Origin of the sequence: Kitasatospora sp. NPDC052868 (genome assembly GCF_044547105.1) — a bacterium.
Lineage (GTDB): Bacteria > Actinomycetota > Actinomycetes > Streptomycetales > Streptomycetaceae > Kitasatospora.
The window spans coordinates 431,112-444,772 of sequence record NZ_JBITZW010000001.1 but is presented as its reverse complement, the minus strand read 5'-3'; the positions used below and the strand labels follow the sequence as shown (position 1 = coordinate 444,772).

Here is a 13,661-nt window from a genome sequence, read left to right as displayed (position 1 = left end):
GGTGCAGAGGTGCAGTGGTGCAGGGACCCGGGTCAGATGGTCCGGGCCAGGTCCGCCGCGCCGGCGATCCCGGCGGCCGAGCCCATCGAGGCGAGCACGACCTCCGCACGCGGGCGGTGCACGCCGCCGGTCAGGTAGTGCTCGAAGGCCTTGGCGACCGGGTCGAGCAGCAGCCGCCCGGAGTCGGAGACGCCCCCGCCGAGCACGAAGACGCCCGGGTCGAAGAGCGCGGCGAGGTCGGCCATGCCCCGGCCCAGCCAGTCGGCCAGCTCGGCGTAGCACTCCAGGGCGAGCGGGTCGCCCTCCTCTGCGGCCTCGGTGATGTGGATGCCGCGGATCGTCTCGGCGACGCCGTCGTTCAGCTCCAGCATCCGGTGGCCGCGGACCGTGTCGGCGGCGGCCTTCTCCCGGCCGTAGCGGCGCAGCGCCCGGCCGGAGCCGTACTGCTCCCAGCAGCCCCTGCCGCCACAGCCGCAGTCCAGGCCGTCCGGGACCATGTTGAGGTGGCCGATCTCCCCGGCCACACCGAACCGGCCGCGGTGCAGCCGCCCGTCCAGGACGATCCCGCCACCGATGCCGGTGCCGACGGTGATCAGCACCATGTCGTCGTGGGAGGCGGCGGCGCCGAAGCGGAACTCGGCCCAGGCGGCGCAGTTGGCGTCGTTCTCCACCACGGTGTCCAGGCCGGTGAGCTCCTCGATGCGCCCGCGCAGCGGCTCGTCCTCCCAGTCGATGTTGGGGGCGAAGATCACCGTCGAGCGGTCGCGGTCCACGAAGCCGGGGGCGCCGACACCGGCCGCCACCACATCGGGGTACTGCTCCCTGAGCTCGCGCACGGCCTGCGCAATGGCGTCGACCGCCCATTGCGGGTCGGCCGGGGTGGGCACCCTCGTCCGGGCGAGGATCTCGCCCGCCTCGTTGACCACGCCTGCCGCGATCTTGGTCCCGCCGACGTCGACGCCGATGGTCAGAGCCATGTGTCCCTCAGCTATTCACTCGTTCCCGCTGGACGGAACGGTACCGCCCAACCACGCCCCCGTACACACCGTCGCATACATTATCCGAAGACAATCTGAGGAAAGCCCGGCCGAGACACTTCAAAAGTCGTACATTAACCACCCCTCCGTCACGCGAAGTGACAACGACCCCACCAGCCCGTGGCGGTGTTTTCACTCCTTGTCGGACGCCCCGTCAGGCGTGTCGAGGTCGATCCGCTCGCTGCGCGCGCCCTCACCGGAGGTCCAGCGCCGCTCGTGGCCGGTGACGGCGGCGCGGTAGGCGGCCACCAGCTCGCTCCCGGCGGCGGCCAGTCCGCTGCCCGCGGCGGCCAGGTGGCCGTAGACGTCGGGCTGCTGCTCGCGCAGGCGGTCCGCGAGGCCGGCCAGCGAGATCAGGGTGTCGGCGCTCGCCTCCTGGGCCTTCTGCCCGACGACGGTGGCGAACCGGCGGACCTCGTCCACCAGCGGGCCCAGCTCCGGCCCGAACGGGTGCTCCGCGGCCTGCTCGGTGCGGTCGTCGGCAGTGGTCATCGGGGGCGCCTCCTCAGCTGTGGCCGCACCCGCGGCCACCGGCCCCGACGCTACCGGACCGGCCGCAACCCCCCGGTCGGCCGCCGTTGCCCGGCTCCCGGTACTCCGTACCGCACTCAGCCCCGGGGACCGCGCTCAGCCCCGGGGCCAGAGCGCCGGGTCGGGCGCGAACCGCACCGCCAGCACCCCGTCGTGCAGCCCCGCCCCCGCGACGGTGCAGCGGCGCAGCGCCGAGGGCAGCACCAGGACCCGCCGGTGGGCGCCCAGGCCGACCACCAGCTCGTCGCCGCGCCGGACCAGGTCGAGGTCGGCCCGCTCCGCGCCGGGCAGCGGCAGGTGCCAGACCAGCAGGCCGTCCTCGGCGAGCCGGTCCTCGACGGCCCACGGCTCGGCCGTGAGCGGCTGCGGGCCGGGCCCCGCGCCGTAGAGGCGGTCGGCGACGGCCTCCAGGGTGAGCTCGGCCAGGCCGGTGACCAGCACGGGGACGTCGCTCGCGGCGGTGAGCGCGGAGAGCTCCTCCTGCCGGCGGTGGGCCAGTGCGGCCAGCCACCCGTCCGGCGATTCGACGGCGGCGGCCGGCAGCGCGCCGTGCACCACGACGGCGTCCGGCCGGTGTCCGTGCAGCGCGAGCCCGGCGCGGACCCGGTGCAGCTCCCCGTACGGGTGGGCGTCGGCGCCGACCACCAGCCGGACGGAGGTGCCGGGCGCGGTGATCGCGGCCCGGGCCTCGGCAAGCACCCGGCCCGCCGTGCCACGGGCCTCGTACAGCCAGTCGGCGGGCATCGGGACCCCGGCCAGGCCGGCCAGCAGCGGGCGCAGGGCGCGGGCCGCCTGGCGCTGCTCGGGGACGAGCCTGGCGAGGTAGCGCTCCAGCTGCTCGGGCAGGGCGAGCGCGGCGATCAGGTCGGCGGGCGGCGGCGCGAGGACGACCAGGACGTCCGCGTCGGCGGCCGGCAGGGCGCGCAGCAGGGCCAGCCTGGCGGTGCCGGGGAGCGCGGTGAGCTCCTCCGGGTCGAGCGGTTCGGCGCCGAGCAGGTCCAGGGCGGGCTTCAGCCGGCCGCCGATCTCGCCGAGGGCGTGCCGGAAGGCGGCCTGTTCGTCGATCCGGGCCACGGTGAGCCCGGGCGCGTACCCGGTCGGCTCGGCCTCCACCCGGGTGCCGAGGACGGCATCCAGGGTGCGGTGCGGGTCGTCGGCGGCCAGCAGCAGGGTGCGGTGGCCCTGCCGGGCGGCGTGCAGGGCGGTGGCGGCGGCCACCGTGGGCGCCGCCGCGTCGCCGCTGACCAGGATGGTGCGCTGTGCCGTCATTCCCGACCCGTCCCCGTTTCTCGGTGTCAGCCCTCGACGCGCTTCTTCAGGCCGGCCAGCGCGCGGTCGATGATGACCTTCTCCGCCTTGCGCTTGATCATCCCGAGCATCGGGATCTTGACGTCGACGGCGAGCTGGTAGGTGACCTCGGTGCCGCCCTTGCCGAGCGGGGCGAGGGTGTAGGAGCCGTCCAGCGAGCGCAGCATCTGGCTGCGGACCAGCGTCCAGCCCACCTCGCGGTCGCCGTCCCAGGTGTAGGCGAGGACGTGCTCGTCGCGGATGGCGCCGGCGTCGAGCAGCAGGCGCACCTGGGCGGCGCGGCCGTTCTCGGCGGTCTCCAGCACCTCGATCTCCTTGACCTCGCCGGTCCAGGCCGGGTAGGCGGCGAAGTCGGCGATCACGGCCATCACCTCGGCCGGGGTCGCGTCGATGGTGATGCTCGACCTGGTGTGCTCCGCCATGGAATGGCCCTCCGCGTCGTCCCTTGCCTGCTGGTCCGGCCGAGCCTGCTCGGCCGGGTGCGCCCGGAGCAGGCTATCGCGCCCGGCGATCCCCTCTGTTCCACGGGCCTCCGGGCGGGTCCACACACCGTCAGGCGGTCGGGCGGGGCTGGGCGGGGCGGGGCAGGGCGGGCTACCGGCCGGTCACCTCGGGGCTGCCGTAAGGTGCCATTCGAACGACCCGGTCACTGCCTGGTCGGAACCGGCTGGTCGGACCGGTCAGGTGTGACACTTCGAACACCGGAGCCGACCCCCCTGGTCGAATCTGCCTACCGGGCAGTAACGTCCTGCCGTCCCGCAGCGTCGCGAACGAGGAGCAGTCTTGCTCGACTTCAGCCTTCCGGCCCTCTACCAGGTACCGAGCGGCGGTAACCTCTCCGACCTCGTGCACCAGAACGCCGAGCGGCACCCCGACGTCGTGGTGCTCAGCCGCAAGGTGGACGGCCAGTGGCAGGAGTTGACCGCCGCCCAGTTCCTGGTCGAGGTGCACGCGGCCGCGAAGGGCCTGATCGCCGCCGGCATCGAGCCCGGCGACCGGGTGGGCATCATGTCCCGCACCCGCTACGAGTGGACGCTGCTGGACTTCGCGATCTGGTCGGCCGGCGCGATCACCGTGCCGGTGTACGAGACCTCCTCCCCCGAGCAGGTCGAGTGGATCCTCGGCGACTCCGGCGCGGTCGCGCTGTTCACCGAGACCGAGCAGCACGACCGGACGGTCGCCGGGGTCCGGGACCGGCTGCCGGAGCTGAAGCACACCTGGCAGATCGAGCACGGTGCCCTGGCCACCCTCGCCGAGACCGGCCAGAAGGTCACCGACGCCACCGTCACCGAGCGGCGCTCGGTCGCGACGGCCGACTCGATCGCCACCATCGTCTACACCTCGGGCACCACCGGCCGCCCCAAGGGCTGTCAGCTCACCCACCGCAACTTCCTCGCCGAGTGCGGCAACGTGGTGGAGCGCCTCGCCCCGCTGTTCCGCACCGGTGAGAGCTCCGTCCTGCTGTTCCTGCCGCTGGCCCACGTGCTCGGCCGGATCGTCGAGATCGCGCCGGCGATGGCCCCGATCAAGCTGGGCCACGTCTCGGACATCAAGGACGTCACCGCCGAGCTGGCCTCCTTCCGCCCGACCCTCATCCTGGGCGTGCCCAGAGTGTTCGAGAAGGTCTTCAACACCGCCCGCGCCAAGGCCCAGGCCGACGGCAAGGGCAAGATCTTCGACAAGGCGGCCGACACCGCCATCGCGTACAGCCGGGCGCTGGACGCCGGCGGCGCCGGACTCGTCCTGCGGCTCAAGCACGCGGTCTTCGACAAGCTGGTCTACAGCAAGCTGCGCGCCGCGCTCGGCGGCCGGGCCACCCACGCGATCTCCGGCGGCGCCCCGCTGGGCGAGCGGCTCGGCCACTTCTACCGGGGCATCGGCTTCACCGTGCTGGAGGGCTACGGCCTGACCGAGACCTGTGCGGCCACCGCCTTCAACCCGCACGACAAGCCGAAGATCGGTACCGTCGGCCAGCCGCTCCCCGGCTCCGCGGTCCGGATCGCCGAGGACGGCGAGGTGCTGTTCAAGGGCCCGCAGGTGTTCACCGGCTACTGGAACAACCCCGAGGCCACCGCCGAGACCCTCAAGGACGGCTGGATCTCCACCGGCGACCTCGGCTCGCTCGACTCCGAGGGCTACCTGACCATCACCGGCCGGAAGAAGGAGATCATCGTCACCGCGGGCGGCAAGAACGTCGCCCCCGCGGTGATCGAGGACCGGATCCGGGCCCACGCGCTGGTCGGCGAGGTGATGGTGGTCGGCGACCGCAAGCCCTTCGTCGCCTGCCTGATCACCGTCGACGAGGACTTCTTCCCCAAGTGGAAGGAGCTGAACGGCAAGCCGGCCACCGCCACGCTCGCCGAACTGCGCGAGGACGCGGACCTGCTGGCCGCCCTCCAGTCCGCCGTGGACGACGGCAACGCGGCCGTCTCGCACGCCGAGGCGGTCAAGAAGTTCCGGCTGCTGGACACCGTGTTCTCCGAGGAGAGCGGGCACCTCACGCCCTCGCTCAAGCTCAAGCGCAACCTCGTGCTGAAGGACTTCGCCGCCGACGTCGAGGCGATCTACCAGCGCTGACCGGCGCGAACCACCGCCCCGGGTCAACCCCGGGGCGCCGCCGTCACCCCGCCAGCAGCGAGGTCAGTCGGCCGGCCAGCAGGTCCCAGCGCCAGGAGCGGTCCACCCAGCGGCGCCCGGCCTCGCCCATCCGCCGGCGCAGCCCCTCGTCGTTCAGCAGCCGGACGATCCGCTCGGCCGCCGCCGCGGGCGAGCCGCCCTCCACCACGTACCCGGTCTCGCCCTCCAGCACCGCGTCCGGCGCACCGCCGGAGTCCCCCGCCACCACCGGCAGGCCGGTCGCGGAGGCCTCCAGGTAGACGATGCCGAGGCCCTCCACGTCCAGCCCGCCCCGCCTGGTCCGGCAGGGCATCGCGAAGACGTCCCCGGCCCCGTAGTGCGCGGGCAGCTCCGACCACGGCACCGCGCCGGTGAAGCGCACCGAGCCGCGCACCCCCCGGGCGTCCGCGAGCTTCTCCAGGTCCCCCTGGAACGGGCCGCCGCCGACGACCAGCAGGACGGCGTCCGGCACGTCCGCGAGGATCTGCGGCATCGCCTCGATCAGGGTGTCCTGGCCCTTGCGCGGGACGAGCCGGGAGACGCAGACGACCACCGGCCGGTCCGCCAGCCCGAGCCGCCGGCGCAGCTCGGCGCCGCCGGAGTCGGGGTGGAAGGTCTTCTCGTCCACGCCCGGCGGCAGCTGGACCATCCGCCCGGCCGCCTCCGGCCCGACGGCGGCGGCGATCCGGGAGCGGGTGTACTCGCCGAGGTAGGTGAGGGTGTCGGTGCCCGCCCCGATCCGGCGCAGCAGCTGCCGGGCGACCGGCAGCTGCGCCCAGGCGGCCTCGTGCCCGTGGGTCATGCCCAGCAGCCGGCCGGCCCCGGCCCGGCGCAGCGCGGGTGCCATCAGCCCCAGCGGCGCGGCGGCGCCGAACCAGACCGAGTCGCACTTCTCGGCCTTCAGGATCTCGGCGGCCCGCCGGGTGACCCGCGGTGTGGGAACCATCACCTTCGTGCGGTCCCGGATCACCGGGAACGGCTGCTCCGCGTCGAACCGGGCCACCTCGGTGCCGTCGCGCCAGGTCGAGGCGTACACCACGATGCTTCCGGCAGGCTGACGAATCGCCATGTTGTGGACGAAGGCCTGGATACCGCCGGGCCTCGGCGGGAAGTCGTTGGTGACGATCAAGGTTTTGTGCATCAGGCCACGGCTCGCTCGGTCGGGGGGTGCTCGGTGTACCGCTGGGTGATCCGTACGATAGGTCAACACCATGACCCGCCGGGAACGGATCCGCGCACGGCAACCGTTTCACCCCCGGGTCTGTCCTAGTACCTAGGCAGCCGGTGGGGCCCGGCCGAACACTGGCGCCGCGCCCGACACCGACGGCCCGGGCGTCCGTCGCACGACGCCTCCGGTGGGACGTCCGAGACGAACGAGGGAGCGCAGTGGAGTTGGCCCCGGCCACCGAGTCCGGTACTTCCAGCGGCGCCGACGGCACCGGCACGGCGCTGGCCGTCCGCCAGGAGCCCCCGCAGACCCCTGCCCGCCCCGCCGGGCGCGCCGGGGCCCTGTGCGCGCTCGGCGCGAGCTGGCTGGCCAGCCGGGCGCTGCTGCTGCTCCTGGTCACCGGGGTGCTGAAGGTCGGCGGCGGGGACGTCACCGCGGACGTCTCGGTGATCTACCACGGCTGGTACGGAGTCCTGCAGACCGGCACCTTCCCGCTGGACGACGTGACCTGGCAGTACCCGCCGGGCGCCGCGCTGATCATCCTGCTGCCGGGCCTGCTGCCGTGGTCGTACATCGTGTCGTTCTGGGTGCTCTGCGGGGTCGCCGACGTGGTCGCGATGGCGCTGCTGGTGCGGACCGGGCTGCGCCGGGGGCGGGCGCTGACCGGCGCCTGGGTCTGGGTGGCCGGCGTGCCGCTGCTCGGCCCGATGATCTACAACCGGTACGACATCATCGTCACCGCGATCGCGGTGGCAGGCCTGATCGCGCTGGTCCGCCGCCCCGCGCTGGGCGGGCTGCTGCTGGGCGTGGGCGGGATCATCAAGATCTGGCCGCTGCTCGGCCTGATCGGCACGCCCTCCGGCCGGCGCACCCGCCGCGCCTGGACGTCCGCCGCGGCCACCGCCGCCTCGATCGGCTTCCTGCTGGCGGCCGGTATGAACGGCGCGTTCGAGTTCCTGACGTTCCAGAAGGACCGCGGCATCGAGGTGGAGTCGGTCGGCGCGCTGCCGCTGCACTTCGCCCGGATGGCCGGGGCCTGGGACGGCAAGGTGATGATGAACTACGGCTCGGTCGAGATGCTCGGGCCGTGGGTCACCGTGATCACCAAGGTGATGATGGCCGGCACCCTGCTGGGCTTCGGCTGGCTGCTGCTGTGGCGCTTCACCGCCAAGCGCCGCAACGCCGCGACCATGTACGACGCCGGCCTGACCGCGCTGCTGATCTTCACGGTGACCAGCCGGGTGATCAGCCCGCAGTACCTGGTCTGGCTGGTCGGCGTCGCGGCGGTCTGCCTGACCGTGCGCGGCACCAGCCAGCGCCCGGTGGCGGTGCTGGTCCTGATCGCGACCCCGCTGACCACGGCCGAGTTCCCGTTGATGTTCAGCCAGGTGTACAACAGCCAGGCCGGGGGCGTGACGGTCCTGGGCCTGCGCAACGGGCTGCTGCTGGCCGCCACCGTGCTCTCCTGCGTCCGGCTCTGGCGCTCCACCCGGGGCTCGGCCCAGCTGCCGCCGACCATCGTGCTGGCCCGCCCCGAGCCGGCCTCCGTCGGCGGCTACCCGGTGCGGCCCGGTATCGCGTACGAGCAGGACCTGCTGGACGGCATCGAGCGGCCGACCGTGCCGGCCACCCAGACCGCGCCACCGCCCCAGCGGCGGCGCTAGGCGCCAGCCCGTCCGGCCCTCAAGGCAGGCCCCCAAGACCGGCCCTCAAGACCGGCCGGGACCGAGCAGCCTTGCCGTCTCGGCGATCCACAGCCTGGTGAAGGCCTCCAGCCCGAGGCCCAGCTCGGCCCCGAGCACCCGGTCCAGCAGCCGGTCGCGCTCCTGCGTCCCGTCCGCCGCGCCGACCGCCCGGTAGAGGGCGACCAGCCGCTCGGGCCCGTGCCGCCGGGCGATCAGGTCGCAGGCCAGCCAGGACAGCTCGTACGCCTGGGCGATGCCGCCGGCGCCCGCGGTGAAGTCCCGGTCGGCGGGGAGCGCGGTGGGCAGCCTCCCGGCGGCGACGTCCCGGGCCAGCTCGGGGGCGATCTGCCGCGCGGTGCGCCCGGAGCCCAGGTAGCCCGTCCAGTCGGCGACGCCCTCGGAGAGCCAGAGCGGCGTCCAGGCCCGGGTGTCGGCCCGGGTCGCGACGTGCACCGCCTCGTGCGTGACCACCACCTGCCGGCCGAAGGCGCTGAGCCGCCCGTACGCCTCCGGGTTGACCAGGATGCGGTCCGCGGGGGTGTCCAGGGGCGCGCCGGGGGCGGCCGTGGTGACGGCGGCCATCCCGGCCCAGTCCGCCGCCCCGGCCTCCAGCAGCCGGGCGAACTGCTCCTCGGTGGCGGGCAGTTCCAGCAGCAGCCGACCCGCCCAGCCGGTGCCCCAGACCGCCTCCACGGCCGGGACGGCCAGGTCGGCGAGGGCCGCGGGCTCCGCCGGGTCCGGCCCGCCGGCCAGCCCGAGAACGAGGGCGCGCGCGCCCCGGGCGGCCCGGACGGTGCCGAGGTCCCAGATCGGCGGGGCGCCGCCCGCGCTCTCCTCGTGCTCGACCCGCCAGCCGTCGGCGGCCCGGATCAGGGCGAGCCGGCGCGGGTACACCACCGGGTGGTCGTCGTAGCCGTCGATCCGGACCGCCAGCTCGGCGGAGACGGCGAGCCTCCCGAGCTCGCCGGCCGGGCCGGGCACCACGTTCCGGTAGACGGACTCGGCCGCCGGCACTCCCGCGGGCAGCGTGCGCCCGGCCAGCAGCGCGGCCACCTCGGCGCGGTCGTCGGCCGCCGAGCGGACGGGGGCGGCGGGGGCGGCCCGCGGCAGCGAGAGCTGGGCCAGCCCGCCCACGGCGAGCAGCAGCGCGCCGCGCCGGGAGAGCCCGCGGCGGCGCCCGACGGCATCGGCGCCGCCCGCGGAGCCCTCCGCGGCGCCGTCGGCACCCTCCGCGCCGTCGGCCCGGGTCGGATCGGTACGGCTCAGAGCCGGACCACCCCCGCGACGGGCATCGCGTTGACGCTCTCGTAGCGGACCTTGGCACCCGGGTAGGGGGCGTGCACGATCACCCCGCCGCCGGCGTACATGCCGACGTGGTGCATGTCCCGGTAGAAGATCACCAGGTCTCCCGGTCGCGCGTCGGAGATGCTGACCCGCTGGCCGGCCGACGCCTGGGCCTGCGAGGTGCGCGGCAGGGTCACTCCGGCCTGCCGCCAGCTCCAGTACATCAGACCGGAGCAGTCGAACGCGCGGGGGCCGGTGGATCCGTACACATAGGGCGAACCGATCATCCGGACCGCGGCCGCCAGCGCGGCGGCGCCCCGCTCGGAGGCGGGCGGCGCCGTCCCGAGGTCGAGCCGGTCCGTGCCCCGGGTGGCGCGCTGCTCGGCCTCCCGGGCGTCCTGCGCCGCCATCCGGGCCCGCTCCGTGGCCCCCAGGCTGTTGAGCAGCCGCTGCGCCTTGGCCAGCCGCTGCTGGATCTGCTGCTTGCTCTCGGCGAGGGCGTGCCGGGTCTGCTCCAGCTCGGCCAGCTTGGCGGAGGTCTCGGTGCGCCGCTGGTCCAGCCGGCGCTGACGGGCCACCACCTCGTGCAGCGTCTCGTTCTGCCGCTCGGCGGCGAGGTCCAGGGTGCGGGCCTTGGCGAGGTAGCCCTCGGGGTTCGTGGAGAGCATCAGCTGGACGGTCTGCGCCATGCCGCCGCCCCGGTACTCGGCGCCGGCGACCGTGGCGAGGTCGCCGCGCAGCTGGTTGAGCTCGTCCTGGGCGACGGCGATCTGCTGCTGGAGCGCGCCGGTCTCGCCCTGCAGCCGCTGCTGGACGTCCTGGGCGGCGTTGACCTTCTCGGAGGCCTGCTCGGCCTCCTCGTACAGCTGCTCGACCTGGGCCTTGACGTCCTTGCGGCTCGACGGCCCGTCCGGCGGTCCCGGGACGGCCTGGGCACTGCCGCCCGCCGTCACGCCCAGCGCGGTGGTGGCCGCCGCGGTGAGCACCAGCGCACGGGCGAGGACGTGTACACCTGACAGTTGGGGACGGCGGTGCACGGCCATGCGGTGGCGGTTCCAATCCTGCGGTCCGGCCCCGCCGCCACCCCCGGAACGGGCGGCTCGGGAAGCGGGAGTCCGGTGGCAGACGTTAGCGAGTCCCGGCGATCGAGTCCAAACCCCTCCCAACCCGAATATTTGACCCCTAATCGGACATCAGCTCGACCAGCCGGAAAAGCCGCAGGCCCGGCCTCCCGCGAGGGGAGACCGGGCCTGTCGGAGCCGATCGGGGATCAGAGGCGCACGATGACGGAGACCGGCATGTTGGAGGCCGCCTCGTAGCGGACCGAGGCACCCGGCTTGGGGGCGTGGATGACCTGGCCGCCACCCACGTAGATGCCCACGTGGTGGTTGTCGCCGTAGAAGATCACCAGGTCGCCCGGCTGGGCGTCGGCGATGTTCGAGCCGATCCGGGTACCGGCACTGGCCTGCGCCTGCGAGGTGCGCGGCAGCGACACGCCGGCCTGGGCGTACGCCCAGCTGGTGAGGCCCGAGCAGTCGAAGGAGCTGGGACCGGTGGCGCCGTACACGTACGGGGCGCCGAGCTTGCTCTCGGCGGCGGCGATCGCGGCGGCGGCGCGCGAGCTGTTGGCCGCGGGCGCGGCGGGCTTGGCCGGGGCGGGCTTGGCCACCGGGGAGGGCGCCTCGGACGGCGCGCTGATGTCGCTGCGGGGGGCGCTGTCGCGGGAGGCCCGCTCGGCGTCCGCCTTCGCCTTGGCCTCGGCCCTGGCGGCGTCCGCCTTGGCCTTCGCCTCGGCGGCGGCCTTGGCCTCGGCCTGGCGCAGCGCCTCGCGCTCCTGCTCGGTCAGCGTGTTGAGCAGGTCCTGGGCCTTGGCCAGCTTCGCCTGGACGTCCTCCTTGGACGCCTTCAGCTGCTGGGTGGTGGCCTCGAGCTCGCCGAGCTTGCCCTGGGCCTCGTTGCGGTCCTGGTCGAGCCTGCGCTGCTGCTCCTGCAGGTCCTTCAGCGCACCGGACTGGGTGCTGCTGGCCTGGGTCATCGCCCCGGCCTGGGTCAGGAAGTTGTCCGGGCTGGACGAGAGCATCAGCTGGACCGTCGGCGATATGCCGCCGTTGCGGTACTGCTCGCCCGCGAGCTCGGCGAGGCCGCCCTGGGCCTCGGTCACCGAGGCCTGCTGACGCGCCACCCTGTCCTGGAGCTCGCCGACCTGCTTCTGCAGCTCCTGCTGCTTGGCCTGCGCACCGTTGTACTTCTCGGTGGCGACCTCGGCCTGCTCGTTGAGCTGGTCGACCTGCTCCTTGACCTGGTCCTTGGTCGGCGTCGGGTCGGCGTGGGCACCGGACTGCGCGGAGAGCGCGACGGCCGCGGCGGCGGCGGCGGTCAGGATCGAGACGCGGGCGCGGCCGGCGGGCTTGGGACGACGATGGGACGCCACGAAGGCGGACTCCTTCTTCCTACATCCGCCTACCGGGTGAGCTGACGGGTTCGGGCTGGAAGCGTGCCCTACGACGCCTCACCGACCGTTCCACCGGTCGACCTGGCGCCGATTCACCCCGGAGGAACGTGTGGTTCCCCGGCTCCGGTCCACAGCGCCCCCGACTACTGGGCTCCCCGTCGGGCAGAAGACCTGCCCCGCTGCTTCACGAACTCGGCGGTAACCCCCGCCGCCACCCTGAGTGGGTGATCGACTGTGCGGTGGTTCGAATCCCGACCCTAGTGACAGAACCGTGATCCGTTCAAATCCTTGTCAGAAAAAAGACGGAACAAGTCCCAAGTTCATTTGTGAATATGACCGGGCGTGATCGCCGGCGTACGCGGAGCTGATCGATTCTCACCATGTGGTCGACTGACCCCCGTCGATGGCGTGTCCCACATCACAGGAGCCCGACATGGCAGCGGGCGTGGCGATCCGTCAGCAAATGTCCGAATTGAAGGCATTGCAGGGCATTGGCCCTGCAATGCCCGAAGGACCGTCAGACCCGGCGGATCGCGTTGATCTTCATCGCGTCGGCCTTCATCACCTTGACCACGTCACCGGTGTGCGGCGCGTGCACCACCATGCCGTTGCCGATGTACATCCCGACGTGGCTGCGGTCGTCGCGGTAGATGATGAGGTCGCCCGGCTGGGCCTCGGCCAGCGAGGGCACCCGCGAGCCGTAGTTGGCCTGCGCCTGCGAGGTGCGCGGCAGCGAGACGCCGGCCTTCCCGTACGCCCAGACCATCAGCCCGGAGCAGTCGAAGGTGTTCGGGCCGACGTCGCCCCAGCCGTACGGCGAACCCTGCTTGCTCATCGCGTTGGTGACGGCCGCGCCGGCGAACCCGGAGGCCTGCGGCAGGGTGCCGAGGTCGGCCCGGGCCGCGTCGCGCGAGGCGCGGTCGGTCTGCTGCTGGGCGGCCTTGAGGGCGGCCCGGTCGGCGGCGCTGAGCGAGTTCAGCAGCGCCTGGGCGTCCCTGAGCTTCTGGTTGACGTCCGCCTTGGCCTGGTTCAGCTCCTTGGTGGTGTTGTCCAGGGAGGCGAGAACGGCCGCGGCCTCGGTCTTCTGCTGGTCCAGGCGGCGCTGCTGGTCCTGCAGCCCCTTGAGCGCCTCGGCCTGGCTGGAGCTGGCCTGCTGCACGCTGGAGGCCTTGTCCAGGTAGCCGGACGGGTCGGAGGAGAGCATCAGCTGCACGGAGGGGTCGATGCCCCCGGTGCGGTACTGCGCGCCCGCCACCTCGGCCAGGCCGGCCTGAAGCTGGGTCATCTGGTCCTGGCCCCGGGCCACCTGGTCCTGGAGCTGGTCCGCCTGCTTGCGCAGCTGGTCCGTCCGCTCCTTGGCGCCGTTGTACTTCTCCGCCGCCTGCTCCTGCTCCTCGTTCAGCTGGTCGATCTGCGCCTTCACGTCCTCCTTCTTGGAGGGGTTGGGCGCAGCGTGGGCACTGACCTGGGCGGAGAGGGCGACCGCGGTCGCTGCGGCGGCGGTGAGCACGGAGATCCGCGCGCGGCTCGCCTGCTTGGGACGGCGGTGGGAGGCCAAGGGGACTGCTCCTTCTTCCATC

Annotated in this window: 11 protein-coding genes and 1 riboswitch; of the genes, 2 read left to right on the top strand and 9 right to left on the bottom strand. The window is 73.6% G+C overall.

Annotated elements, in window-relative coordinates; genetic code table 11:
* Positions 1 to 32: 32 nt before the first annotated feature.
* The 4 genes from ACIGZJ_RS01980 to ACIGZJ_RS01965 all read right to left on the bottom strand — a co-directional run bounded on the left by ACIGZJ_RS01980 (position 33) and on the right by ACIGZJ_RS01965 (position 3,298).
* The gene (locus ACIGZJ_RS01980) at positions 33 to 977 is read right to left on the bottom strand and encodes an ROK family glucokinase (RefSeq protein WP_396455463.1); all 945 of its coding nucleotides are present in this window, start codon (positions 975 to 977) and stop codon (positions 33 to 35) included.
* Positions 978 to 1,169: 192 nt separating this feature from the next.
* Positions 1,170 to 1,529, bottom strand: coding sequence for a DUF5304 family protein (locus ACIGZJ_RS01975; protein ID WP_396455462.1), 360 nt, complete (start codon positions 1,527 to 1,529; stop codon positions 1,170 to 1,172).
* A gap of 135 nt (positions 1,530 to 1,664) precedes the next feature.
* The gene (locus tag ACIGZJ_RS01970) at positions 1,665 to 2,837 is read right to left on the bottom strand and encodes an ArsA family ATPase (protein WP_396455461.1); all 1,173 of its coding nucleotides are present in this window, start codon (positions 2,835 to 2,837) and stop codon (positions 1,665 to 1,667) included.
* Positions 2,838 to 2,863: 26 nt separating this feature from the next.
* On the bottom strand, positions 2,864 to 3,298 hold the full coding sequence (locus ACIGZJ_RS01965; RefSeq protein WP_387940383.1) for an SRPBCC family protein: 435 nt from the start codon (positions 3,296 to 3,298) through the stop codon (positions 2,864 to 2,866).
* 361 nt (positions 3,299 to 3,659) lie between these two features.
* Between ACIGZJ_RS01965 and ACIGZJ_RS01960 the strand changes: the two genes are divergently transcribed.
* Positions 3,660 to 5,453 carry an AMP-dependent synthetase/ligase gene (locus ACIGZJ_RS01960; RefSeq protein ID WP_396455460.1) on the top strand — a complete coding sequence of 598 codons (1,794 nt, stop codon included), beginning with the start codon at positions 3,660 to 3,662 and terminating at the stop codon, positions 5,451 to 5,453.
* A 43-nt stretch (positions 5,454 to 5,496) separates the two neighbouring features.
* Here the strand turns inward: ACIGZJ_RS01960 and ACIGZJ_RS01955 are convergent, their stop codons facing one another.
* Positions 5,497 to 6,633, bottom strand: coding sequence for a glycosyltransferase family 4 protein (locus ACIGZJ_RS01955; protein ID WP_396455459.1), 1,137 nt, complete (start codon positions 6,631 to 6,633; stop codon positions 5,497 to 5,499).
* A gap of 245 nt (positions 6,634 to 6,878) precedes the next feature.
* Here ACIGZJ_RS01955 and ACIGZJ_RS01950 point away from each other — a divergent pair, with 245 nt between their 5' ends.
* Positions 6,879 to 8,324, top strand: coding sequence for a glycosyltransferase 87 family protein (locus ACIGZJ_RS01950; RefSeq protein WP_396455458.1), 1,446 nt, complete (start codon positions 6,879 to 6,881; stop codon positions 8,322 to 8,324).
* 45 nt (positions 8,325 to 8,369) lie between these two features.
* Here ACIGZJ_RS01950 and ACIGZJ_RS01945 read toward each other — a convergent pair whose 3' ends face one another.
* From ACIGZJ_RS01945 to ACIGZJ_RS01930, 4 genes are all read right to left on the bottom strand, one after another.
* Positions 8,370 to 9,479 (bottom strand): hypothetical protein, encoded by a 1,110-nt coding sequence (locus ACIGZJ_RS01945; protein ID WP_396455457.1) that lies wholly within the window; start codon positions 9,477 to 9,479, stop codon positions 8,370 to 8,372.
* Positions 9,480 to 9,607: 128 nt separating this feature from the next.
* Positions 9,608 to 10,672: an NlpC/P60 family protein gene (locus ACIGZJ_RS01940; protein WP_396455456.1), complete on the bottom strand. Its 1,065-nt coding sequence runs from the start codon at positions 10,670 to 10,672 to the stop codon at positions 9,608 to 9,610.
* A 227-nt stretch (positions 10,673 to 10,899) separates the two neighbouring features.
* Positions 10,900 to 12,060, bottom strand: coding sequence for an NlpC/P60 family protein (locus tag ACIGZJ_RS01935; RefSeq protein ID WP_396455455.1), 1,161 nt, complete (start codon positions 12,058 to 12,060; stop codon positions 10,900 to 10,902).
* Positions 12,061 to 12,070: 10 nt separating this feature from the next.
* Positions 12,071 to 12,227: riboswitch (cyclic di-AMP (ydaO/yuaA leader) on the bottom strand.
* Between the two features lie 371 nt (positions 12,228 to 12,598).
* A complete protein-coding gene (locus ACIGZJ_RS01930) occupies positions 12,599 to 13,639 on the bottom strand; it encodes an NlpC/P60 family protein (protein ID WP_392927637.1) in 1,041 nt (346 codons plus the stop codon).
* Between the last annotated feature and the right edge of the window lie 22 nt (positions 13,640 to 13,661).